This is a genomic window from Tenacibaculum piscium, assembly GCF_021390755.1.
GTDB classification, from domain to species: Bacteria; Bacteroidota; Bacteroidia; order Flavobacteriales; family Flavobacteriaceae; genus Polaribacter; species Polaribacter piscius.
Genome location: NZ_JAJGWR010000001.1, coordinates 92,810 through 118,856 on the forward strand (window position 1 = coordinate 92,810; position 26,047 = coordinate 118,856).

Annotated in this window: 21 protein-coding genes; 12 read left to right on the forward strand and 9 right to left on the reverse strand. The window is 32.3% G+C overall.

The window, feature by feature from the left end:
- Nucleotides 1-73: 73 nt before the first annotated feature.
- The 3 genes from L0U72_RS00425 to L0U72_RS00435 all read right to left on the reverse strand — a co-directional run bounded on the left by L0U72_RS00425 (nt 74) and on the right by L0U72_RS00435 (nt 4,341).
- Entirely contained in the window at nt 74-601 is a 528-nt protein-coding gene (locus tag L0U72_RS00425; protein ID WP_233898112.1) for an inorganic diphosphatase, read from the reverse strand.
- Between the two features lie 126 nt (nt 602-727).
- A complete protein-coding gene (locus L0U72_RS00430) occupies nt 728-3,232 on the reverse strand; it encodes a DUF5686 family protein (protein ID WP_233898113.1) in 2,505 nt (834 codons plus the stop codon).
- A 125-nt stretch (nt 3,233-3,357) separates the two neighbouring features.
- On the reverse strand, nt 3,358-4,341 hold the full coding sequence (locus L0U72_RS00435; protein WP_101918136.1) for a pyruvate dehydrogenase complex E1 component subunit beta: 984 nt from the start codon (nt 4,339-4,341) through the stop codon (nt 3,358-3,360).
- Nucleotides 4,342-4,556: 215 nt separating this feature from the next.
- Here L0U72_RS00435 and L0U72_RS00440 point away from each other — a divergent pair, with 215 nt between their 5' ends.
- The 7 genes from L0U72_RS00440 (at nt 4,557) to gldA (ending at nt 11,436) form a co-directional block, all read left to right on the forward strand.
- On the forward strand, nt 4,557-5,297 hold the full coding sequence (locus tag L0U72_RS00440; protein WP_193706261.1) for an electron transfer flavoprotein subunit beta/FixA family protein: 741 nt from the start codon (nt 4,557-4,559) through the stop codon (nt 5,295-5,297).
- A gap of 94 nt (nt 5,298-5,391) precedes the next feature.
- Nucleotides 5,392-6,345 carry an electron transfer flavoprotein subunit alpha/FixB family protein gene (locus tag L0U72_RS00445; protein WP_233885328.1) on the forward strand — a complete coding sequence of 318 codons (954 nt, stop codon included), beginning with the start codon at nt 5,392-5,394 and terminating at the stop codon, nt 6,343-6,345.
- Nucleotides 6,346-6,487: 142 nt separating this feature from the next.
- Entirely contained in the window at nt 6,488-7,090 is a 603-nt protein-coding gene (locus L0U72_RS00450) for a bifunctional nuclease family protein (protein ID WP_193699587.1), read from the forward strand.
- 31 nt (nt 7,091-7,121) lie between these two features.
- Nucleotides 7,122-8,936: a NupC/NupG family nucleoside CNT transporter gene (locus L0U72_RS00455; RefSeq protein ID WP_233896828.1), complete on the forward strand. Its 1,815-nt coding sequence runs from the start codon at nt 7,122-7,124 to the stop codon at nt 8,934-8,936.
- A gap of 23 nt (nt 8,937-8,959) precedes the next feature.
- Nucleotides 8,960-9,784 (forward strand): thymidylate synthase, encoded by an 825-nt coding sequence (locus L0U72_RS00460; RefSeq protein WP_233898114.1) that lies wholly within the window; start codon nt 8,960-8,962, stop codon nt 9,782-9,784.
- 80 nt (nt 9,785-9,864) lie between these two features.
- Complete coding sequence (locus L0U72_RS00465; RefSeq protein ID WP_233898115.1) at nt 9,865-10,356, forward strand: dihydrofolate reductase; 492 nt, start codon at nt 9,865-9,867, stop codon at nt 10,354-10,356.
- A gap of 186 nt (nt 10,357-10,542) precedes the next feature.
- A complete protein-coding gene (gldA, locus tag L0U72_RS00470) occupies nt 10,543-11,436 on the forward strand; it encodes a gliding motility-associated ABC transporter ATP-binding subunit GldA (protein ID WP_233898116.1) in 894 nt (297 codons plus the stop codon).
- Here the strand turns inward: gldA and L0U72_RS00475 are convergent.
- Entirely contained in the window at nt 11,426-11,797 is a 372-nt protein-coding gene (locus L0U72_RS00475; protein WP_233898117.1) for a hypothetical protein, read from the reverse strand. The genes gldA and L0U72_RS00475 overlap by 11 nt on opposite strands.
- Nucleotides 11,798-11,803: 6 nt before the next feature.
- Entirely contained in the window at nt 11,804-16,177 is a 4,374-nt protein-coding gene (gene dnaE, locus L0U72_RS00480; RefSeq protein ID WP_233898118.1) for a DNA polymerase III subunit alpha, read from the reverse strand.
- Nucleotides 16,178-16,449: 272 nt separating this feature from the next.
- Here dnaE and L0U72_RS00485 point away from each other — a divergent pair, with 272 nt between their 5' ends.
- The 4 genes from L0U72_RS00485 to L0U72_RS00500 all read left to right on the forward strand — a co-directional run bounded on the left by L0U72_RS00485 (nt 16,450) and on the right by L0U72_RS00500 (nt 18,897).
- The gene (locus L0U72_RS00485) at nt 16,450-16,641 is read left to right on the forward strand and encodes a cold-shock protein (protein ID WP_058885915.1); all 192 of its coding nucleotides are present in this window, start codon (nt 16,450-16,452) and stop codon (nt 16,639-16,641) included.
- A gap of 170 nt (nt 16,642-16,811) precedes the next feature.
- Nucleotides 16,812-17,309, forward strand: a complete 498-nt coding sequence (locus tag L0U72_RS00490; protein ID WP_233861269.1) for a 30S ribosomal protein S16 — start codon at nt 16,812-16,814, stop codon at nt 17,307-17,309.
- 21 nt (nt 17,310-17,330) lie between these two features.
- The gene (rimM, locus tag L0U72_RS00495) at nt 17,331-17,861 is read left to right on the forward strand and encodes a ribosome maturation factor RimM (protein ID WP_101918225.1); all 531 of its coding nucleotides are present in this window, start codon (nt 17,331-17,333) and stop codon (nt 17,859-17,861) included.
- Between the two features lie 445 nt (nt 17,862-18,306).
- Complete coding sequence (locus tag L0U72_RS00500) at nt 18,307-18,897, forward strand: PhnA domain-containing protein (RefSeq protein ID WP_101918126.1); 591 nt, start codon at nt 18,307-18,309, stop codon at nt 18,895-18,897.
- Between the two features lie 103 nt (nt 18,898-19,000).
- Here L0U72_RS00500 and L0U72_RS00505 read toward each other — a convergent pair whose 3' ends face one another.
- The gene (locus L0U72_RS00505) at nt 19,001-20,050 is read right to left on the reverse strand and encodes a nucleoid-associated protein (protein ID WP_233898119.1); all 1,050 of its coding nucleotides are present in this window, start codon (nt 20,048-20,050) and stop codon (nt 19,001-19,003) included.
- Between the two features lie 43 nt (nt 20,051-20,093).
- Nucleotides 20,094-20,693 (reverse strand): ribonuclease HII, encoded by a 600-nt coding sequence (locus L0U72_RS00510; protein WP_233896837.1) that lies wholly within the window; start codon nt 20,691-20,693, stop codon nt 20,094-20,096.
- A 70-nt stretch (nt 20,694-20,763) separates the two neighbouring features.
- On the opposite strand from L0U72_RS00510, the gene L0U72_RS00515 reads away from it, so the two are divergent.
- Nucleotides 20,764-22,755, forward strand: coding sequence for a putative porin (locus tag L0U72_RS00515; protein WP_233898120.1), 1,992 nt, complete (start codon nt 20,764-20,766; stop codon nt 22,753-22,755).
- 126 nt (nt 22,756-22,881) lie between these two features.
- Here L0U72_RS00515 and nhaC read toward each other — a convergent pair whose 3' ends face one another.
- Nucleotides 22,882-24,372 (reverse strand): Na+/H+ antiporter NhaC, encoded by a 1,491-nt coding sequence (nhaC, locus tag L0U72_RS00520; protein WP_233898121.1) that lies wholly within the window; start codon nt 24,370-24,372, stop codon nt 22,882-22,884.
- A 216-nt stretch (nt 24,373-24,588) separates the two neighbouring features.
- Complete coding sequence (locus L0U72_RS00525; protein WP_233896840.1) at nt 24,589-25,977, reverse strand: dipeptidase; 1,389 nt, start codon at nt 25,975-25,977, stop codon at nt 24,589-24,591.
- Nucleotides 25,978-26,047: the final 70 nt, after the last annotated feature.

The following is a 26,047-nucleotide window of genomic DNA, read 5'->3' on the forward strand; positions in this document are numbered from 1 at the left end:
TTTTAAAACCAAAAAAAACCATCTAGCGTAAACTACATGGTTTTTTTTATTCTGATACGTAAGAATTTATTTCTTATATCTTAAAATCTCCTTTTGCTTTGTGCTCGCTATCTTCATAACGCTTGATACACGTATCTAAAATCTCGTACGCTTCATCAGCATTTCCCCAAGCTCCGATAATTACTTCCTTCTTTTCTAAGTCTTTATAAACTTTAAAGAAATGCGTAATTTCGTCTTGTAAATGAGGATTTAAGTCCGATAAATCATTGTATTTATTCCAAATAGGATCTGAAATAGGTACACAAATAATCTTTTCATCTGGTCCTTTTTCGTCCGACATGTGGAAAACTCCAATCGGTTTTACCTCCATAACACACATTGGAAATGTTGGTTCTGCACTTAAAACTAATACGTCTAACGGATCATTATCTAAGGCTAATGTTTCTGGAATGAAACCGTAATCACCAGGATACATCATTGATGAAAACAACATTCTGTCGAAACGGATTTTTCCTAAATCAAAATCGTATTCGTATTTATTTCTGCTTCCTTTAGGAATTTCTATTAAGACATCTACTGTCTTTTTCTCTTTTGAAGTCATATATATATTTCTTTTCTTCGTTATCTAAAATCGGATTGCAAAAATACTAATTTATTGTCATTTTTAATTAAAAAATAACGTTATCTTATTATTAATTCAATTTCTAAAACCTATTTTACAAGCTAATTAAAGACTTGGTTTTATCGCCAAACGTATTGAAAATTTCGGCGTAGGCGCTATTATTGAACCCGCTGGAGGCGTATAATTACTTCTCCAAATCGCATCAATTCGTAAAAAACGTAAGTTTCCGTATCCAATATTATCCAATCCAACGCCGTATTCATAATACACTTTATTAGGAGCGTTGTAATTAATATTCGATTTATTAATCGCAATATTTTTATCAGAAATAGTTCCGTAAGCAGCTCTAAATGTTAGCAAACTTCGCAGTTTTAATTTGTTTAATAACGGAATTCTATTTAAAATAAAACCGTTAAAATTGTGCTCAAAATGCGATGCTACATATTTATCCGTTACAAAATCGTAGTAATTTAGCAAGGCAAACGTGTTTTCAACCAACGTAAATGTTTGATTGGCAGGAATTATATTTAACAAGGCTATCGGCACAGTTCCGAATGTTTTTCCAGCTTCAAAAGTCGCATCAAAAATACCAAATTTCCCCAATAATACAGGCTGATTATATTTGAATTGTAGTTTATCATAATTATGCGAACCGTTGAAAAAATCTTTATATCCTCGGCGATAATTTACTAAAAAAGTAGGGTAGATGCTTCCTCCAAAACTTCTTTCAACACCAAGTCCATACACATATCTTCCAGGAGTGAAAGAAATATAAGTGCTTGAGGTTACGTCGGTTATTTTAGATTGTATGTTGTTATTTTCATCCCTATAATTGATTGAAAAATCAACAGGCGCTGCCGATTGTATTTGCGAATGTGCAAAATTAATACCGATATGCAGGTTTTTTTGTAGCTGATAATCAAAATTAGTGGCTATTTTTTCAACTTTAGATAAAAAGAAATTATCACCTCTCGAAAGTAAGCCACCCGTACCGATGCTTCCTCCTAAAAGTTGCGAAGTATTTAATAAAACGCTTCCTAATTGTTCAATATCTTTTTGATACGCCATACCCACGGAAATTCTTGGTGTGTACGATAAAAGATAGCGTGCTTCTGCGCCATATTTTATTTTTTTATCTTTAAATCCGTAGGCTAGATGTGCTTTTAAACGAAACCTATCCTCTCTTGATTTATAGGTTCTGAAGCCGAATTTAACCCGATATCCTTCCACTTGATTGTTTCCAATAACATTCCATAACGAACCGAATTGAATACCATATTTTGTATCAACATACCCACTTGCGAGCATATTGATAAGTCCTGTAATATTTTTTATTTGCTTTTTTTCTTTAACTTCTTGAATCAGTTTATAGGTTGATTTTTTATCATCATCTTGTTTTTCTTCCCAATAACGTGCTTCTTTTTTATATTGATTTGGCTTTATTTTTACGCGTTTTTGCGTATAAAAATTTTTCGCCAACGGCTTATTTAATATATGTTTATCGAAAATCGTATTTTTTTTAACCGTTAAACCTTTATTTTTATCACTTTTATCGATGACCGTAAAATCACCTTCGTATCCGTTTTTAGTGGAAATATAAATGCTATCATTTTTTACTTTAAATTCTTTTTCAAAAGATAAACTTCTGACAAAATTTAGGTTGATGCTTTCATGTACTTTCATTTTTATTTTGTTGATAGAAAAAGCGGTATCGGTAACCCAAAAATTTCCTTGAAAAGCTAAATCGCCATCTCTAATAGGAAAGAAATAAATATTGTATAATTTTTTCTTATTTTGAACGATACTATCGTATAAAACGTAATCGTAGGTGGCAAAACCATCCGTAGATAACGGACTTACAAATGATTTTTCTAACAAGGTAATGTTGTTTTTAAAGATGTCAATTTCTTCAAAAGTATTGGCAATTCGATTAAAAACAAAGCCTTCTGCGCCTAATCCTTCTATTTTTTCGGCTTCAATATCTTCTCTAAGAGTTTTGTTTTTATTGTCAGCATAAACGTTCGAAATTTGTTCTTTGATATAAATAGGAATGTAGTAATTAACGCCATCGCTGTCGTATTTGACATTGTTTTTGGTTTCTTGATATTCCGATTTAAAGATTCTTTTTAAAAAAGTGGTATCTAAATTATTCAGTCCAATTTCGGTGGTACTGTGTTTTTTGTATTGATAATAATCGACTAAATCAAGTCCATTTTTTCGTTTTCGTTTCCAGATTTCTTTTAAAATACGATAGGCAGGATTTTCTTTTTTCTTTAACCGTTTTTTCGGTTTGGTAACAATAATAATTTCATCAAGTTCGTTTGCGTCTTCTTTGATGATAATCTTTAAGTTTTTTGTTTGCTGATTTACGGGGAGAGTTTGAGTTTGAAATCCGACAAAAGAAATTTCTAAGATCCCAGATTTTGCCTTTGTCTTTAGATAAAATTCACCATTATTATTGGTCGTTGTTCCGTGAACCGTATTTTTTAAATAAACACTAACAAAAGGCATCGGATTGTTAAATTCATCAACAATTGTTCCTTCTAGCGTAAGTTGTGCGTATAAGATGTTGGTAATGAGTAATAGAAGTATTAATAGCTTATTTTTCATCTTTTTATGACTGTAAAATCCTTTTGACAGTCGCCAAAAGGATTTTTATTTTTATTCAAAAAATACTAAAATATATCAAAAAAATATATGTTTAAAATTTAATATCTGAATTAATTTACAAACAATTATTTGTTAATATATAATACGTCTTTTACTGCTTTAATAACATCGTTTGCGTTTGGCATCCATTCTGCTAATAAAACAGGTGAATATGGCGCTGGCGTATCAGCCGTTGTAATTCTTTTGATAGGAGCATCTAAATAATCAAATGCTTCATCTTGTATTCTAAACGTAATTTCTGAAGAGACACTTCCAAAAGGCCATGCTTCTTCTAAAATAACTAATCTGTTAGTTTTCTTTACCGATTCTAAAATCGTTTTATGATCCATCGGACGAACGGTACGTAAATCAATAACTTCAATAGAAATACCTTCTTTGGCTAATTCATCCGCAGCTTTGTAAGCTTCTTTGATGATTTTTCCAAAAGAAACAACAGTAACATCGGTACCTGCTCTTTTAATGTCAGCAACTCCAATAGGAATGATATATTCTCCTTCAGGAACTTCCATTTTATCGCCATACATTTGTTCTGATTCCATAAAAATTACGGGATCATCATCACGAATTGCTGCTTTTAATAAGCCTTTTGCATCGTAAGGATTCGAAGGAACAATTACTTTTAAACCAGGAGTGTTTGCAAACCAGTTTTCAAAAGCTTGTGAATGTGTTGCTCCTAATTGACCCGCAGCACCTGTTGGTCCACGAAAAACAATCGGACAATTAAATTGACCACCTGACATTTGACGAATCTTCGCTGCGTTATTGATAATTTGATCAATACCAACTAAAGAGAAATTAAAAGTCATGTATTCAACAATTGGGCGATTTCCATTCATTGCCGATCCAACTGCAATACCTCCAAAACCTAACTCGGCAATAGGAGTATCAATAACTCTTTTTGCTCCAAATTCATCTAACATTCCTTTGGAAGCCTTGTAAGCTCCGTTATATTCAGCTACTTCTTCGCCCATTAAGTAAATGCTTTCATCTCTTCGCATTTCTTCACTCATGGCCTCGCAAATAGCCTCTCTAAATTGTATAGTTTTCATACCTTATATTAGTCGTTGTTGTTTATCAAGATAGCAAAAATAATAAAAATACAGATAAGAAATAGGTTTTTAAGATAAACAAATCATCACTTATAGTATAGGCTACTGTTGTTAAAATGTAAGGTAAACGATAATTTATTATGCACGCATAGTAAATTTTAAAAAAAAAACGTAACTTGTGGGCTCAAAATTAAGTTTCTTAAAAACAACGATATATGAAAATATTAGTTTGTATTAGCCATGTACCTGATACTACCTCGAAAATTAACTTTACTGATAACGATACAAAGTTTGATACAAACGGCGTTCAATATGTTATAAATCCGTACGATGAATTTAGTTTAACTCGTGCCATGTGGTTTAAAGAAAAACAAGGCGCAAGTGTAACGGTTGTAAACGTTGGAGAGGCTTCAACAGAGCCAACTTTACGTAAAGCATTAGCAATTGGTGCTGATGATGCAATTCGTATAAATATTAATCCTACCGATGGTTTTATGGTGGCTAAAGAATTAGCTGAAGTCGTTAAAAATGGTGGGTATGATTTGGTATTAGCAGGAAAAGAATCTGCTGATTATAACGGGCAAATGGTACCAGGAATGTTAGCTTCTTTAGTAGATTTTAACTTTGTAAACGCTTGTGTAGGTGTCGAAATTGATGGAACAAACGTAACTTTAGAACGAGAAATTGATGGTGGAGAAGAAAAAGTATCTTCAGTTTTGCCAATGGTTATTGCAGGTCAAAAAGGAATGGTAGAAGAAAAAGATTTACGTATCCCTAATATGCGTGGAATTATGATGGCGCGTAAAAAACCATTATCAGTAGTCGAAGCAACAGGCGTTACAGCAAGTACTTCAACCAAAAACTTTGAAAAACCAGTAGCAAAAGGCGCTGTAAAATTAGTAGATACTGTAGATGCTTTAATTGATTTATTACACAACGAAGCAAAGGCAATTTAAGTATCTTTTGAAGTAAAGAGTCATTTTAAAAATCAAGATTTAAAACCATATTGTTGCAAAATTATTTTTGTGATAATCTAAAAAACATAAAAATATGTCTGTATTAGTTTTTGCCGATTCATCGGAAGGGAAATTTAAAAAAACTGCTTTTGAAGTAGTTTCATACGGAAAAAAAGTAGCCGAACAATTAGCAAGCGATTTGGTTGTTTTAACAATAAACGCAGGTGATGCTTCTGAATTATATACCTACGGAGCTCAAAAAGTTGTGGAGGTAAAAAATGATGTAGCATCATTCAATGCCAAAGCATACGCATCAATAATAACGCAAGTTGCCCAAGCAAAAAATGCCGATACCGTAATTATCGATTCAAGTATTGACGGTTTTACCGTAGCGCCTTTAGTAGCGGTAGCCTTAGAAGCAGGATATGCTTCAAATGTTGTTGCTTTGCCAAGTAGCACGAGTCCTTTTGTCGTAAAAAGAATTGCTTTTTCGAACAAAGGATTTAATAATACGGAGATTTCTACGGATAAAAAAGTAATTGGCGTTGCTAAAAATTCTTATGGAGCACACGAAAATCCAGTAAGTGGTTCGGTAGAAAGTTTTGAAGCTTCTTTACCTGAATTAGGTGTAAAATCAGAAAGTATAAGCAAAGCTAGCGGAACAGTAACTATTGCCGATGCTGATATTGTAGTTTCAGCAGGTAGAGGATTAAAAGGTCCTGAAAACTGGGGAATGATTGAAGAATTAGCATCAGTTTTAGGAGCAGCAACCGCTTGTTCTAAGCCAGTTTCTGATTTAGGATGGCGTCCTCACAGTGAACACGTTGGACAAACAGGAAAACCTGTAGCCTCTAATTTATATATTGCGATTGGTATTTCTGGAGCAATTCAGCATTTAGCAGGAATTAACGCATCAAAAGTAAAAGTAGTTATCAATACTGATCCTGATGCACCTTTCTTTAAAGCAGCAGATTATGGAATTGTTGGTGATGCTTTTGAAGTAGTACCACAATTAATAGAAAAATTAAAAGCGTTTAAACAAGCGTAATAAAAATACCAGAATTTTTATTTAAGTAAAAATTTTACTAAATTGCCCCCATTTAAAAGGCTGTCTAATAATTTGAAGCATATCGCCAAAAATTAGACAGCTTTTTTGTTATTTGTTGTTATTTATTTTATGAAATTTATATATGAGTTTAATAAAACTAACTATTAAAGGTATTTCGTATAGTCAAACTCAAAGTGGCGCGTATGCGTTAGTGCTAAGTGAAATATACGGCGAAAGAACATTACCTATTATTATTGGCGCTTTTGAAGCACAATCTATAGCGATTGCTTTAGAGAAAGAGATTCGTCCGCCACGCCCGCTAACACACGATTTATTTAAAACCTTTTCTGATCGATTTTCTATCAAAGTAACACAGGTTGTGATTCATAAATTGGTAGATGGTGTTTTTTATTCGAGCTTAATTTGTGAAAGAGATAACGTAGAAGAAATTATCGATGCACGAACTTCCGATGCAATCGCATTAGCTGTTCGTTTTAATGCACCGATTTTTACCTACGAAAATATTTTAGACAAAGCAGGTGTATATCTAAAATTAGACGAAGAATTAATTATTGAAGAAGATTTAGAAACTGATGAAATAGCGTTTTCCTTAGAAGATGAAATCGAAGAAGAAACAGCGAAAATAACAATAGCAGAATTACACGAAAAACTTAATGAAGCAGTTGCAAACGAAGATTATGAATCAGCTGCACAAATTCGTGATGAAATTAGTAAACGTTCTTAATAAATTCCTAATAAAATATAAAACACCTAAAATGAAGAGATTATTTACGCTTCTAATGCTTTGTGCATCAGTACTAACTTTTGGTCAAAGTATAGAGAAAAATTGGAACTTCTCATCAACAACAACCATAAAAGGAACATCTTTAGCATCACCTGCCGATACCAAAGATGTTTTAAATTTATCAAAAGGTGAATTCAATTATTTAATAATCAATAAAGATAATTTACAAGCTTCAGGAAATTATATTCATCAAAATAATTTATTGATTTTTAAGTATAAAGAACCAAAAGATACCGTTCGTTATTATAATATTATCCAATTGACCGATAGTGTTTTAACAATATCAGAACAAAATATTTTATATAATTTCACTTCAAATCCTCAAGAAACTTCTCAAGAAACTCTTCAAGAAATTATAGCTGAAGTTGCAGTTTTAAAAGTATCCGAAGACAACCAAGGCAACCAAGACAATGAAACTGATACCATAAATACAGCGAAAATAAAACCTAGTCAAGGATTTTCAATGCAGAGTTTATGGCGTGGTCTTTTAGGAATGATTTCTTTAGTATTGATTGCCTTTTTATTTTCCGCAAATAGAAAAGGAATTGATTGGAAAATAGTCGGGCTAGGATTGGCTTTTCAATTAATAATTGCGATTGGTGTTTTAAAAGTTCCTTTTGTACAAGCTATTTTTGAATTTATCGGAAAAGGATTTGTAAGTATTTTAGGGTTTACCCAAGCGGGAAGTGAATTTTTATTTCAGGGTTTAATTTCTGATATGGATACTTTCGGGTTTATTTTTGCGTTTCAAATATTACCAACGATTATTTTCTTTTCGGCATTAACATCTTTATTATTTTATTTAGGCGTGATACAAAAAGTGGTAAAAGCCTTGGCGTGGTCGTTAAGTAAAGTTTTGAAAATATCGGGCGCAGAGAGTTTATCAGTTGCTGGAAATATTTTTTTAGGACAAACCGAAGCACCTTTATTGATTAAGGCATATTTGGAAAAAATGAATAAATCTGAAATGTTATTGGTGATGATTGGCGGAATGGCAACCGTTGCTGGAGCAGTTTTGGCAGCCTATATCGGGTTTTTAGGCGGTGATGATGAAACTTTAAAATTATTTTATGCAAAACATTTATTAGCGGCATCTGTAATGGCAGCGCCAGGCGCAATTGTTATTTCTAAAATTTTGTATCCGCAAACCGAAGAAATTGTTACCGATATAAAAGTTTCTCAAGATAAAATTGGAGCAAATATATTAGATGCTATTGCCAACGGAACCACCGAAGGCTTACAATTAGCCATGAATGTTGGCGCAATGTTATTGGTTTTTGTGGCTTTTATCGCTTTGATAAACGGTGTTTTAGGTGGTTTAGGAGATTTTAATGGAATCAGTTATTTAGGTTGGGAATTTACCTCTTTAAATACGATTATTGAAAAATCAACAGCCTATACAGCACTTTCTTTAGAGTTTATTTTAGGATATATTTTCGCTCCTTTAATGTGGTTAATTGGAGTCGCTCGAGAAGATATGGCATTAATGGGACAGCTTTTAGGAATTAAATTAGCCGCAAGTGAATTTGTAGGATATATTCAATTATCAGAATTAAAAGATGTCGCAAATACAACACATTTAACCTATAATAAATCGATTATTATGGCAACCTATATGTTATGTGGTTTTGCAAATTTTGCTTCTATCGGGATTCAGATTGGTGGAATTGGCTCTTTAGCGCCAGGGCAACGAAAAACATTATCCGAATTTGGAATGAAAGCCTTAATTGGAGGAACAGTTGCTTCTTTAATGTCAGCAACGATTGCTGGTATGATTATTGGATAATTTCATCAAAATTAGAACAACAAATGCAACAATATTTAGACTTAGTAAAACACGTTTTAGACAACGGAAACGAAAAAGGAGATAGAACAGGAACAGGAACAAAAAGTGTTTTTGGGCATCAGATGCGATTCGATTTAAGTAAAGGTTTCCCAATGGTAACGACCAAAAAATTGCACTTAAAATCGATTATTTATGAATTACTTTGGTTCATAAAAGGCGATACAAATATTAAATATTTACAAGAAAATGGTGTTAAAATCTGGAATTCTTGGGCAGATGAAAATGGCGATTTAGGCCCTATTTACGGACATCAATGGCGCAATTGGAATAGCGATGAAATTGATCAACTAAAAGAAGTAATTGAAACCTTAAAGAACAACCCGAACAGCCGTAGAATGTTAGTTTCTGCTTGGAATCCGTCTGTAATGACCGATACTTCAAAATCATTTTCTGAAAATGTAGCCAACGGAAAAGCAGCATTACCACCGTGTCATGCGTTTTTTCAGTTTTATGTAGCCGATGGAAAATTATCATGTCAATTGTACCAACGAAGTGCCGATATATTTTTAGGAGTTCCTTTTAATATTGCTTCTTACGCTTTGTTTACCATGATGATTGCACAGGTTTGTGGCTATGAAGCAGGCGAATTTATCCATACTTTTGGTGATGCGCATATTTATAATAATCATCAAGAACAATTAGCTTTACAAGTATCTCGTACTCCAAAGCCACTTCCAACGATGAAAATAAATCCAGCAATCAAAAATATTGAAGATTTTACCTTTGAAGATTTTGAATTGATTAATTATGATTCGCATCCGCATATAAAAGGGGTTGTAGCGGTGTAATTTTTTATATCTTCGGAAATAAAAAAGGACTAAAACTCCTAAAAAAAGTAATAAATTAGCCGTTTATTAAATTAAAATTTATGATTACAATAATAGCAGCAATATCAAAAAATAATGCTTTAGGAATAGATAACGATTTAATTTGGCATTTACCTGCTGATTTAAAACGCTTTAAAAAAATTACAACTGGGCATTATATTTTAATGGGCAGAAATACCTTTGAAAGTATCGGTAAGCCGTTGCCAAACCGTACTACTGTTATTATCACCAGAAATAAAGACTACGTTAAAGAAGGCTGTTTAATTGCTGATTCTATTGAAAAAGCTATTGATTTATCAAAAGAAGAAACCGATATTTTTATTATTGGAGGCGCACAAATTTACAAGCAAGCACTTGAAAATAATTTAGTAGATAAGCTCGATATTTGTTTGGTACATCATGATTTTGAAGCCGATGTGTTTTTTCCAGAAATTGATTTGAATATTTGGGAACAAATATCCAAAGAAGATTTTAAAGCCGATGAAAAAAATAAGTACGATTATAGTTTCGTTTCGTATCTAAAGAAAAAATAATTTAGAGTCTGTTTAAATTTCATTTAAAAAAGTTTTATAGCAGAAAAATATAAAATCGAATCCGTCAAACTGAATTTATTTCAGTTTCGCATCCTGATTTGCTAGAGTTTTTAATTTTATGCGATGCTGAAATAAATTCAGCATGACGATAATTTAGTTTTTTTGATAATAGCATCTGATAAAAATATGTCAATACAACTTACATCAATAATTAAAACTTACGGAACACAAAAAGCCGTAAATGATATTTCTTTTGAAGCTAAAAAAGGAGAAATCGTTGGTTTTTTAGGGCCTAATGGTGCAGGGAAATCAACGACCATGAAAATTTTAACAGGTTTTATTCCTCCAAGTGAAGGAATGGTTTTTGTAAACGGAATCGATGTACTTAAAAACCCTATAGAAGCGCAAAAAAATATTGGCTATTTGCCGGAGCATAATCCGTTGTATTTGGAAATGTATGTGCGTGAATATTTACAATTTCAAGCAGCTATTTATAAGGTTTCAAAAAATAAAATAGCCGAAGTTATTAAAAAAGTAGGTTTAACATCCGAAGCACATAAAAAAATAGGAGAATTATCAAAAGGATATCGCCAACGAGTTGGCTTGGCAGCGGCTATTTTACACGATCCTGAAGTGTTAATTTTAGACGAACCCACCACAGGTTTAGACCCAAATCAATTGGTTGAAATTCGAGAATTAATCAAAGAACTCGGAAAAGACAAAACGGTATTATTTTCTACGCACATTATGCAAGAAGTAGAGGCAGTTTGTAACCGCGTAATTATTATCAATAAAGGCGAAATCGTTATTGATAAACCAATTTTAGAACTTAAAACAAGTAAAGAACAAGTTATAAAAGTAACCTTTGATTATAAGCTAGAAGAGCAGTTTATACAGCGTTTACCGAATATTGTTCACTATAAAAATACCGTTGAAAATAATTGGATACTTACTTTTGAAACATCCGAAGATATGCGTCCTGTAATTTTTGATTTCGCTCAAGAAAATGGTTTAAAAATACTAGGTTTAAATACCGAAAATAAAAATTTAGAAAGCTTATTTCGAGAGCTTACAAATTAGTATAATTCGCACTGAACCATACTTTTTTCCAAACTCTTTTTAAGAGTAAAAAAACAACATTTTCAACATAAATATCCATATTTGAATTGTCTATTTTGCGTATCATTTCCTCGGATACATCAGCGATATATAAAATATTTTTGTAAGTGCTAAAATCATCAATAATGACGTTTTTAATAGCATGATATAGTATTTTTTTCAAATCCGAAGGCGTACTTTCTACAGGTATTTCACAATCAAAATTAGCTAGCTTAAAATCTTTATTAAGTTGTAAAATCAATTTAAAATAAAGGTTGTTTTTAGTGCTATCCGCTAATAAATCGTGGCTGTTTTGATGTTTTTTTGGCGTCTTTTCTAGCATTTTAATTTAATTTAATTTATAACTAATATGTTGATCTTTTAAGCTTTCTAAAAAGTCATTTGTTATTTTAATTTTTGTATTTCTGCTTGGAAGGTTGAGTTCTATTTTTTCTTCCATATCTAAAATGGTAAAATGTAAATTTTGAGTTCCTTTATTGAGGGTACATAAATGCTGTAAATTTTTAATTCGAGATTCGTTTACTTCTTTTAAAGGCATTTTTAGGGTTATTTTTTTACACATTTTATCCATAATGTCGTGTAATAATAGAAAATCAGTAAAGGTAATTCTTGGTTCTCCTTTGATGCCTTCTCTACTTGTCCAGCCTGGTTTTATCATTGTTTTGATGTATAAAAAGGAATTTACAACGAGGAAATGTTTGAATCTTAAATATTCTTCTCCAAAAATTCTAAATTCAAAATTTTCGTTATAATCTTCAATAAAAAACGATGCCCAGCCTTTACCAGCTTTCGAAATTCGATGTTGTACATCGGTAATAATTCCTGCAAAAGTGAGTGCTTTTCCTTCTTGTTTTGTCAAATCGTTATAATACGAAAGATTGGCATTGCAAAAAGTCAATTCATTTTTAAAATCATCAAGCGGATGTGCAGAAATATAAATTCCTACGACTTCTTTTTCTTTTCCTAATAATTCCATGGTTCCCCAATGTTCGCAAAAAGGAATCATTGGTTCGGGCATTTCTTCTTCAGATCCTCCACCAAATAACGATACTTGTGCTGAATTTTGATTTTCTTGATATTTATTTCCAAAGCGCAATGCTTTTTCTATAAATTTTTGATTTTTTTCATCTTCTACAAAATATTGAGCTCTGTGTGTGTTTGTAAAAGAATCGAAGCCACCTGCTAAAATCAGTCCTTCAAAAGCTTTTTTATTTGCGACTCTTAAATCTACCCGTTTTGCGAGATCAAAAACAGATGAAAAATGACCATTTTTTTCACGTTCACTAATAATTGCTTTTACGGCACCAGCTCCAACGCCTTTAATTGCTGCCATTCCGAAACGAACAGCACCTTCTTTATTAACTGAAAATTTAGAAAATGATTCATTTACATCAGGTCCTAAAACGGTAATTCCAGCGCGTTTACATTCTTCCATAAAAAAGGAAACCGATTTAATATCATTCATATTATTTGAAAGTACGGCTGCCATATATTCGGCAGGATAATGTGCTTTTAAATAAGCTGTTTGATACGCAATCCAAGCATAACAAGTAGAGTGAGATTTGTTAAATGCGTAGGACGCGAAGGCTTCCCAATCCGTCCAAATTTTTTCTAATTTTTTCTCATTATGTCCGTTTGCAATGGCTTGTTTTACAAATTTAGGCTTCATTTTATCGAGTACCGCAATTTGTTTTTTACCCATTGCTTTTCTCAAAACATCGGCTTCACCTTTGGTAAAATCGGCTAATTTTTGCGACAATAACATTACTTGCTCTTGATATACCGTAATTCCATAGGTTTCTGATAAATATTCTTCCATGGCAGGTAAATCATATTCAATTTCTTCATCTCCGTGTTTTCTTCGGATAAAAGAAGGAATATATTCCATCGGTCCAGGTCGATACAAGGCATTCATGGCAATTAAATCTTCAAAAACAGTGGGTTTTAAAGAGCGCATGTGTTTTTGCATTCCTGGAGATTCATATTGAAAAATACCAACAGTTTCTCCTCTTTGGAAAAGCTCGTAGGTTTTTACATCATCTAACGGAAAAGTTTCAGGATCTAAAAGTACATCATGACGTGCTTTTACAATTTTAACGGTATCCTTAATTAAAGTTAGCGTTTTTAATCCTAAGAAATCCATTTTTAATAAACCAGCATCTTCTACAACCGAGTTATCAAACTGTGTTACATACATGTCAGAATCTTTTGCCAAAGCAACGGGTACAAACTTGGTAATATCATCGGGTGTAATAATAACACCACAGGCATGAATACCAGTATTTCGAACAGAACCTTCTAAAATTCGGGCTTTGTTAATGGTTTCCGCCATTAAATCCGAACCGTTAGAAAGCCTTTTAAGCTCGTTAACTAATTCAATTTCTTCGGTTCTAAGTTTCTCTTTGAGTTGTTTATCATCCAAAGAAAATATTTTCTTTAGCTTCATTCCCGGGATTAACTTGGCAATTCTATCGGCTTCAAAAAGCGGTAAATCTAACACGCGAGCGGTATCTCTAATAGAAGATTTTGCCGCCATAGTTCCGTAAGTAATAATTTGTGCAACTTGATTTGCACCATATTTATCAATTACATAATCCATAACTCGACCACGTCCTTCATCATCAAAATCAATATCAATATCGGGCATTGATACACGTTCAGGATTTAAGAAACGCTCAAAAAGTAAATCGTATTTAATGGGATCAATATTAGTAATCCACAAGCAAAAAGCAACTACCGAACCTGCCGCAGAACCACGACCAGGACCTACAGCAACATCCATATTTCTTGCTTCTCGAATAAAATCTTCCACAATTAAAAAATACCCAGGATAGCCTGTTTTTTCAATAACAGATAATTCAAAATCTAAGCGTTCTTGAATACTTTCGGTAATTTCTCCGTATCGTTTTTTTGCTCCAACATACGTTAAATGACGTAAAAAATTATTTTCACCTCGTTTTCCTTTGTCTTTGTTATCTTCTTCATCTTTAAATTCTTCAGGAATATCAAAGGCAGGTAATAAAACATCACGAGCTAGGGTGTAGGGGGTTACTTTATCAACAATTTCTTGAATATTGATAATTGCTTCAGGAATATCTGCAAACAATTTTTTCATTTCCTCGGATGACTTAAAATAATACTCATCGTTTGGTAAACCGTAGCGATAGCCTCGTCCTCGACCGATGGGCGTTGCTTGTTTTTCGCCATCTTTTACACATAATAAAATATCGTGTGCATTGGCATCTTCTTTAGATAAATAAAACGTATTGTTAGAGGCAACGGTTTTTACGTGATGTTTTTTCGAGAATTTTAAGAGTGTTTCGTTGACAACACTTTCATCTTGTTGATGATGACGCATTAATTCGATGTATAAATCATCACCAAATTGTGCCTTCCACCAAAGTAATGCTTCCTCGGCTTGTGCTTCACCAATATTTAATATTTTACTAGGAACTTCCCCATATAAATTTCCTGTAAGTACAATAATATCTTCTTTGTATTGTTCAATTACTTTTTTGTCAATTCTTGGGATATAATAAAATCCATCAACAAAAGCGATAGACGACATTTTTGCTAAATTGTGATAGCCATTTTTATTTTTTGCTAACAAAACAACTTGATATCCGTTATCTTTTTGACTTTTATTGGTATGATCGGTGCAAATATTAAATTCGCAACCAACAATTGGTTTTAAGGGTTTTTGGGTTGGTTTTTCACCTTTTTCAATGGCTTCAATATTGGCTATTTCTACGGATTTATTATGATTTATAATGGCTTGTACAAAATGAAAAGCGGCCATCATATTTCCTGTATCGGTCATTGCTACTGCTGACATGTTATCTTTTGCGGCGGCATTTACCAGATTTCCAATCTGAATCGTAGATTGTAAAACCGAATATTGTGTGTGATTATGAAGATGTGCAAAGGTGGCATTTTCTAATTTTGCTAAGCCTTCATCAGTACTGATGGTTGTTGTACTACCTTTTTCTTTTTCAATTCTTGCTCGAATTTTATCACTTTCTTTTTTTAGATTTAAGTGATTTAATCCGATTACTTGAATTGTACTTGGATTATTTTTGGCATACGCATCAAAAAAATCATCAGAAACTTGTAATTGTTCTTTGGTAAATTGACGCAAACGAATCAATTCTAAAAAACAACGGGTTGTTGCTTCTACATCGGCAGTTGCGTTGTGAGCATCACCAAAACCAACACCGAATAAATGTTGATGTAATTCAGTTAATGTTGGTAATTTAAACTTACCGCCACGACCACCTGGAATTTGACACATGGTCGCAGTTTGTTCGGTACAGGTATCTAAAACAGGTAAATTTGTTAGGGTTGTTTCAACGCCTAAACGATGAAATTCACACGCCATAATATTTACATCAAACCCAAGATTTTGCCCAACAATAAATTTGGTTTTGCGTAAAGCTTCATTAAATAACGTCAGTCCTTTTGATAATTCAATTCCTTGTTCCTGAGCTAAATCGGTAGAAATACCATGAATTTGCTCGGCATCATACGGAATATTAAATCCATCAGGTTTGATAAGAAAATCGTTATGCTCGAGTAAATTTCCTAATTCATCATGTAATTGCCACGCAATTTGAGTAGCTCTTGGCCAATTGTCAGTATCTGTAAAAGGAGCTTTCCAATTTTTAGGTAATCCGGTGGTTTCGGTATCAAAAATTAAATACATCTAGCGTGTTGGGTTGAAGTTTTTAATAAAAATAAAGTGTAAAAATACAAAGAAATTATCATGTTCATAGTCGAGGTTTGAATCATTCCCTTGAATAACTCTTTAAGTAGATTTTATATAAGTAACATTTTTTTTGATTAAATTAAATTAATAACTTATTGTTAACTAGGTGTTAAGTTTTTTTTTTGATAAAAAAAAGCAATTTATAGTTGATTTATAAACACTTTTTAAAAGTATATTTGCCGATATATTTAAATATAATATTTTTTACAATGAAAGAAGGAACAATTAAGTTTTTTAACGAGTCTAAAGGTTTTGGATTTGTTACTGAAACAGGAACAAACACTGAATATTTCGTACACGTATCAGGTTTAATCGATGAGGTTAGAGAAGGTGATACGGTAGAGTTTGATCTTAAAGAAGGAAAAAAAGGATTAAATGCTGTTGATGTTAGAGTTTTATAATATTTAATCGCAACTTATTTTCTTAAGAGCTTGTTTTTCAGGCTCTTTTTTATTGCAATAAAGTTAAATTTTTGCAATTTAGTCAAAAATAAATTATAAATTTGTCGCCACTTATCACGAGATGATAAGATTTATTAATATAAAGGTCGAGAACCTTAAAAATTAAAATTATGCCTGTAAAAATTAGATTACAAAGACACGGAAAGAAAGGAAAACCTTTTTATTGGGTAGTAGCTGCTGATTCAAGAGCTAAAAGAGATGGTCGTTACTTAGAGAAAATTGGAACGTATAATCCTAATACAAATCCTGCAACTACTGACTTAAACGTTGATGTAGCTGTAGCATGGTTAGAAAAAGGAGCACAACCAACTGATACTGCTAGAACTATTTTATCTGATAAAGGAGTTTTATTAAAAAAGCATTTAGCTGGTGGAGTTAAAAAAGGCGCTTTAACACAAGAACAAGCAGATGCTAAATTTGCTGCTTGGTTAGAAGAAAAAACTGGAGTAATTGCTACTAAAGTTGATGGTTTAGCAAAAGCTGAAGCAGATGCAAAAGCAAAAGCTTTAGAAGCTGAAAAAGCTGTAAACGATGCACGTATCGCTGCAAACAATCCTGTTGCTGATAGCGAAGAAGTTGTTGCTGAAAATGCAGATAGCGAAGAATAAAAAAACGGTACTATAATGATGATGCAAAAAGAAGATTGCTTTTATCTTGGCAAAATCGTTAAAAAACATAGTTTTAAGGGAGAAGTCGTTATCAAATTAGATACCGATGAACCCCATCTTTACGAAAATTTGGAATCAGTTTTTGTCGATTTAGGCAATAATCTGGTTCCTTTTTTTATTGAAAAATCTTCCTTAACAAGAAGCACTATGTTTCGCGTAAAATTTGAAGATGTAGATTCCGAAGCTGATGCAGATGCAATTATGAGAGCAGGAATTTATTTACCCTTAAATTTATTGCCAAAATTATCAGGAAATAAGTTTTATTATCACGAAGTTATCGGCTTTACTATTGTCGATAAAAATTTTGGAGAAGTAGGAACACTCGTTTATATTAACGATAAAGCCGCACAACCGCTTTTCGAAATTGAAAATGGAGATACCGAAATTTTTATTCCAATGATTGATGACTTTATTAAAAATGTCGATAAAGTTAATAAAATTATTGAAGTAGAAACTCCCAAAGGATTAATTGAACTCTATTTGGAAGCTTAATAAAAAACAAACCTTGCTAGTTTCATTAAGAAAAAGCAAGGTTTTTATCGGGGGATGCCACAAATATATCTAGGTTAAATAGACTCAAAGTCCTAAATCATACAATTTGGACGATTCCGAACCAACTTTTAACACTTTTTCTAATTAGTTTAACAAAATTAAATTCTTAGTCTGAATATTTTTTGTTAAACTATATCCTAAAAGGAATAAAGTAACTTAAAAGAATTTTAGAAATAAATACAAAACTTCATAAATAAACTTAGCCCCGATTGAAGCAATTGTTTGAGCTCTTTTTTGATTTTTCTTCAAAAAAAGCGAGTGCGGAAAGCGGGAAATAGCTACAAATAATCCCACCTCAATTTCTAAAAACAATACTTTATAATTTCTAGAATATTCGTTTTCATAAAATAAAAATGTACTTTTACAATCCTTAATTTATAGCAAAATGAGCTTATTACAAGAATTACAAGATAGAAGCGCAAATCAATGTGAACTTTGTGCCTCAAAAGAAAATTTATCAATTTATGAAGTGCCACCAATGTCAGTCGGAGGAATTGACGGAAGCCTGTTAGCATGCGAAACCTGTATCGAACAAATTGAAAACCCTGAAAAAATAGACGCAAATCACTGGCGATGCCTAAATGACAGCATGTGGAGCGAATTTAGAGCCGTAAAAGTAGTTGCTTGGAGAATGTTATCAAGACTTCGAAAGGAAGGTTGGCCACAAGATTTACTAGATATGTTATATTTAGAAGAAGAAGATTTGCGCTTTGCAAAAGAAACTGGAGACCACTTAGACGAAAGTGAAAAAATTATTCACAGAGATGCAAACGGTGCTATTTTACAAGCAGGAGATTCTGTTGTTTTAATCAAAGATTTAAAAGTAAAGGGTTCTAGCATGGTCGCTAAACAAGGAACTGCCGTTCGTAGAATTTCTTTAGATCATGAAAATGCAAACTATATCGAAGGAAAAGTAGGGCCTACGCAAATTGTAATTATTACCGATTATGTAAAGAAAATGGCTGAAAAAGAGTAGTTTTAAACACTTTTTGAACATGTTTTACTTTTTAAAATACAAAAAAGCTGAAGTTTTAAAACTTCAGCTTTTTTGTTTATATAACTATTTTATTACTTGCTGATTACTTTTCAGTATTGTAAAATACTTTGTAATATTTCATCTTTTTGTCTTCATCGTAGCCTTGCTCTAAATAATCTGAAGAAGCATCAGGCGCATCAATATCAATTTTAATTTGAATATTTGTATCCAACTTTATTTCCGTTTTAAACTTGCTTTTCTCTTTCTTTAAAACAACATCTGAAACTTCAAAATTATTGCGGATTAAAACATCATTCAATTTTTCAAAATGTTTTTTGTAATCCTCAAACATTCCTTGATGCTTTTCATCTTCAAAAACCTCCTCTTTAAAGCCTTGGTAATCAACAGATTCATTCTCTTTGAAATAATCAACCGTACTCGCTAAAAAATTACTCTGCTCTTTTTTTCCAAATTCTGGTTTGATGATTTCTTCTGAAAAATCTTTACACATCTCTAAATAATGCTGTGTATGTAAGTTTCTGTCATCAGCAAATTTAGCGTTTAAGAAATTTTTAATCCAATATTGAGCATCGTAATTGTTGTTGTCCACCGATAAAATAACCGTTCCCTCAGCATCCGTAGAATTGACAATTAAACAACCTTTGTCTAATTTTTTTGTTGAAATTCCTTTCTGAACAACCACATCAAAACTATCATCATCTAAATAGGTTTGTAGAAAATCAACCTTACTTTCAATTTTGAAAACCCCAACCGCATTGGTTAAAATATCTTTATATTCAATGTTTTCAAAATAAACAACTAATACATCGCCCGTTTTTATATTGGCAGAATTTGATTGCTCATATAAATGATTCACAATGTTTTTCGAATGCTCGATAAATGATTCAGTATCATCAAAAATATCAGAAGTATATTTGTTGATTTCGTTTAAACGAACATCTGCATGATGTTTAAAACGATAACTTTGTGTTACCGTTCCAAAGTTTTTTAATAAAAATGGCATCAGTAATTCGTAACTTTCTTCATCGAAACGAACTAAACTTTCTGAAAATTCATTTTTTCCACTATTGTATTTATTCGCAACTTTATGAATGATACATTTACTAATTTCGGCACGAGTTCTTTTAATCATTTTCTAAGTAATTGTAGATTATTGAAGTACAAAAATAAAGAATCTAAAGGTTTAATTTTAGTTGTTCGGGAAGTAATTTAAAAGTCTTGCGGTGAAAAGGCGTAATGCCAAATTCCCGAATCGCTTCTCGATGTTCTTTGGTTGGATATCCTTTGTTTTTCTGCCAATTGTACTGCGGATATTCTTGATGAATTTTCGCCATATATTCATCTCGATATGTTTTTGCTAAAATAGAGGCGGCAGCAATACTCATAAATTTGGCATCGCCTTTTACGATAGTTTCATGCGGGATTTCTTGATATGGATTAAATTTATTTCCATCAACAATAATAAATTCGGGTTGTGGAGAAAGTTGTGCAATCGCACGGTGCATCGCTGTTATTGAGGCTTGCAAGACATTTATTTCATCAACTTCTTGATGATTTACAAAAGCTACGGCATAGGAAATCGCATATTTTTCAATATAAGGACGTAATTCTTCACGTTTTTTTTCGGAAAGTTGCTTGGAATCGTTTAAAAAATCGTGTTTGAAATTTTCAGGCAAAATAACGGCTGCAGCGACCACAGGACCACTAAGGCAACCTCTACCAGCTTCATCTGTACCTGTTTCTAAAAGGTGTTGGCTATATTTTAATTGTAACATGATACAAATTAACAGTTTTCAAAGAAATTATTCGTGATTTTTGTCGTTTAATTATTTTACTTTTGCCCTTATGAAAAGAATTTTTGTAGTATTTTTTTGTTTATTAGGAACTCAATTGTTTTATGCTCAAATAAGACAACTAAGTAATGGTTTGGGAGATTTTAATCAGCAAAATCAAGGAAATCAAAGAAATCAAACAGGTTTTAATCAAAATTTAGATTCTATTTCTGATGCTGAAATCAGCGTACAACTCAACGGAAAAACCAAATATACCGACTATAAAATACTATCATTTAAAAATGATACTACTATTGTTGATACTACTTTAACTTTAAAAAAACATTATAAATTCAATCTTTTAAGAAAAGATAATTTTGAATTGTTAGAATTTCATAATCAAGGACAAACATTCACGAATTTAGGCTATAATTTTACGGATATTTCTCAATTTCCTGATATTGGTTTTCGTGCTAAGCATTTCAATTTTTTCGAAAAAGAAGATGTTAATTATTATCACGTTCCAACGCCCACCACCGAAGCAATGTACAGAACAGGTTTGGAGCAAGGGCAGGTGTTAGATATGTTATTTACCACTAATTTTTCAAAACGATTCAATGTCGGAGTTGCTTATAAAGGACTTCGTTCCTTAGGAAATTATAGACGTTCCTTAGTGAGTTCTGGAAATTTTCGATTAAGTTTCAGATACGAAAGTCCTAAAGGAAATTATGCAATCAGAGGGCAGGCGGTGAATCAAGATATTTTAAATCAGGAAAACGGCGGTTTAACCAGCGATGCTTTACAAGCTTTTTTAGATGATGATCCTACTTTTAGTGAAAATAGAGGTAGGCTAGATGTTGCCTTAAATGATGCCGAAAATAAATTAGATGCAAAGCGTTTATATTTTGAACATACGTTCAAATTATTAGCTTCAAAAGATAGTGTACGACAACAAGATTTTTCAAATTTAAAAATCGGACATTCTTTTACTAGAGAATCAAAACATTACACATTTACGCAAATTACAGCAACGCCTATTGTTTTCGGAAATACTATTTTAGCTAATAATATCAATGATAAAACCGATTATTTACGTTATAATAATACTGTTTTTTTAGATTTTAATTCGAAATATATTTTAGGGAAATTTAGCGTAAAAACAGGCTACACAACGTATAATTATGGCTACGAAAATTTACAAAATAATTTGGTAGGCATCACTAAAAATAAATTAATAGGAAAGGCAGTTTCTTTTGGAGCGAGTTGGAATGGAAAAATTAAGAACTTTCATGTAAATGCGATTGCAAACCTAACGCCAGGTAGCGGAAGGCTTTCTGGAAATAATTTAAAAGCCGAAGCTTTTTACAAAAAAGATAGTCTTATCACTTTAAAAGCGCATCTAGAAATCAGTAATAAATTACCGAATTTTAATTTTTTATTGCATCAAAGTAGTTATAACGACTATAATTGGGAACATAATTTTGAATCGGTAGGTACTAGAAATTTAGGTGGAACTTTAACATCGAAATGGATAAATGGTTCTTTGGATATTACAAATATTGATAACTATACCTATTTTGATGAAAATAATTTGCCAAAACAATTTTCAGGAAGTGTTAATTATCTAAAAGCAAAAGTTTCAAAAGAGTTTACTTTCGGGAAATTTGCGTTGGATAATACCTTGATGTATCAAAAAGTAGCCAATGGAAATGAGGTTTTCAGAGTGCCAGATTTTGTAACACGAAACACGTTTTATTATTCCGATAATTGGTTTAAAGGAAAGCCGTTATTTGTACAAATAGGAGCGACGTTTAAATACTTTTCGAAGTATAAAATGAATGCGTATAACCCATTATTAGCCGAATTTACGTTGCAAAATGATACGGAAATCGGTTTTCCAACAGTTGATTTATTTGTAAATGCAAGAGTTCGTAGAACTCGAATTTATTTTAAAGCAGATAATATTAGTTCTTTTGTGTTGGATAAAAATTATTTATCAGCACCGAATCATCCGTATCGAGATTTTGTAATTCGTTTTGGGGTGGTTTGGAATTGGTTTATTTAGAGCCTGTTTAAATTTTATCTAAAAAAAGTAATGTGAAAATAGCAAGGCAAGGGGTTAAAACCCCTTGTTGAAAAAATAAATTCAGCATGACGAGAATTTAGTTTTATTTAATTTTTAAACAGGCTCTTACTTTGATGTTTTGGCAAGTTCTCTAATTTTAATTCTGAAGGCGGCAAAAAGTAAGGTCATAAATGGGCTTAACCAGTTGAACATTGCAAAGAAAGCATAATCAACCACAGGTACACCTAACACGCCCGAATGATACGCTCCACAAGTATTCCAAGGAATTAAAACCGAAGTTACCGTTCCTGAATCTTCTAAAGTTCTACTTAAATTTTCAGGAGCTAATCCTTTATCTCGATACGCTTTTGCATACATTTTTCCTGGAACTACAATCGCTAAATATTGGTCAGAAGCCGTAAAATTCAATCCGATACAGGTAGCAACCGTACTGGCAAATAATCCAAAAACAGAATCAAATAAACCGAGCATAAAACTACTTATTCTTGCCAATGCACCAATGGCGTCCATAATTCCACCGAAAACCATCGCTAAAAGAATCAACCAAACCGTTCCTAGCATTTTTTTCATCCCACCTGCGGTAAATAAATCTTTTAAAACTTCATTATCCGTAGCCACAGAAGTTTCTACAGTAATTGCTTGCATCACGCCTTTATATGCCGATTTAAAATCTAAATTCTGTACGCCAGCAATTTGCGCGACTACATCTGGTTGAAAAATTAAAGCGAAAATTCCTCCTAAAACAGTACCTCCTAATAAGGCAATTAAAGGCGGTGTTTTTTTAACAATCAGTAAAATTACAAAGGCTGGAACTAAAAATAACCACGGAGTGATATTAAACGCTTTGTCAATATCGGCAAGCATATTTTGAGTGTCGGCCTCACCTGTTGCTGTTTGGGTAAATCCTAAGATGATAAAAAATATCATTGTAACTATAAAAGTAGGGATTGTTGTGTACGTCATATAACGGATATGTGTAAATAAATCCGTTCCTGCCATTGCCGGTGCTAAATTTGTGGTATCGGACATTGGTGACATTTTATCACCAAAATAAGCACCCGATAAAACAGCTCCAGCGGTCATTCCTAATGAAATTCCTAAAGCATCACCAATACCAATTAAGGCGATACCAACGGTTGCTGAAGTTGTCCAAGAACTTCCTGTGGCAATCGAAATTATTGCACTGATTATTAAACATGCCACTAAAAATATCGTCGGATTTAAAACTTGTAATCCGTAATAAATCATCGAAGGAATAATACCACTAATTAGCCAAGTTCCAGCTAAAGAACCAACCATCAGTAAAATTAAAATAGCGCCTGCGGTCGATTTGATATTTTCCGCAACTTCTTCCATCATTCTTTCGTAAGAAACCTTATTTTTAAAACCAACAATTGCCGCGACAGCTCCTCCTAATAATAATATAAATTGATTACTTCCACTTAACGCATCATCACCATATACAAAAACATTATACGCCAACATTATGATTAAAGCCAATACAGGAATTAAGGCTTCCCATATATTTAGCTCTTTATTTTCAATAATTTTTTGGTCTTGAATTTTAATTTCACTGATGTTTTTGTCTTCGTGCATTTATAGTATTTTTAGATATGTAATGTTACGATTTTACTAAGAATTACACAAATAGAATCCGTTTACAACATTATCGATAGATAAATTACACTAATTTGTTTATTTTGATGAATTTTTATCAGAAGATAATTATTGAATTATATCAAAAAAATAGCCTTGAAATTTTAAATTTCAAGGCTATTTTTATAGTATTAATAGGTTTTTAAAAAAGCTATTTTATTCTGATAATTCGGTAAAATATTGATAAAAATAAGGAATTGTTTCAATTCCTTTTAAGTAATTCCAAACGCCAAAATGTTCGTTTGGCGAGTGAATGGCATCAGAATTTAAACCGAATCCCATTAAAATACTTTTACTATTTAATTCTTGTTCAAATAACGAAACGATAGGAATACTTCCTCCGCTACGTTGTGGAATTGGTGTTTTTCCAAAGGTTTTGGTATAGGCTTTACTTGCCGATTTATAACCGATATTATCGATTGGCGTAACATACCCTTGTCCTCCGTGATGCGGTGTAACTTTTATTTTTACTGATTTTGGAGCAATACTTTCGAAATGATTTTTAAACAATTCGGTAATTTCTTTCCAATCTTGATTTGGCACTAAACGCATTGATATTTTGGCGTATGCTTTTGATGCGATAACAGTTTTTGCACCTTCGCCTGTGTAGCCTCCCCAAATTCCGTTTACATCTAAAGTAGGGCGGATTGCGTTGCGTTCATTCGTTGTGTAGCCTTTTTCCCCGTGAACATCTTCGATGTCTAGGGCTTTTTTATACGCATCTAAAGAAAAGGGAGCTTTTGCCATTTCAGCACGTTCTTCTGCGGATAATTCCTCTACAGTATCGTAAAAACCAGGGATAGTAATATGATTATTTTCATCTTGTAAAGAGGCAATCATTTTGGTTAAAATATTAATAGGATTTGCCACAGCTCCTCCGTATAAACCTGAATGTAAATCTCTATTTGGTCCTGTAACTTCTACTTCTACATAACTTAAACCACGTAATCCTGTAGTTATTGATGGAATATCATTGGCAATCATTCCTGTATCAGAAATTAAAATGACATCGTTGGCTAATTTTTCTTTATTTCGAGGAACAAACCAAGCTAAACTTTCAGAACCAACTTCTTCTTCACCTTCAATCATAAATTTGACATTACAAGGTAAATTTCCTGTGTTTGTCATGTATTCTAATGCTTTTACGTGCATATACATTTGTCCTTTATCATCACAAGCCCCACGAGCAAAAATTGCTCCTTCAGGATGAATTGCTGTTTTTTTGATGACAGGTTCAAACGGAGGCGAAGTCCATAATTCGATAGGGTCAGCAGGTTGTACATCATAATGACCGTAAATTAAAATTGTTGGTAACTTTGGGTCGATAATTTTTTCGGCATAAATAATAGGGTAGCCTGGTGTTTCACAAATTTCTACGGTATCACAACCTGCTTTTTCCAAACTATTTTTAACAAAATCGGCAGTATTTAATACGTCTTTTTTGTAGGCAGGGTCGGCACTTATAGAAGGAATTTTTAATAAATCGATAAGTTCATTTATAAATCTATCTTTATGTTGAGCAATGTATTTTTGTACGTTTTCCATCTGTTGTTATTTGATTTAACAAAAATAATAAAAATTTTGTGCTTCTGCTTTGTAGTTTCGAAGTATTGTT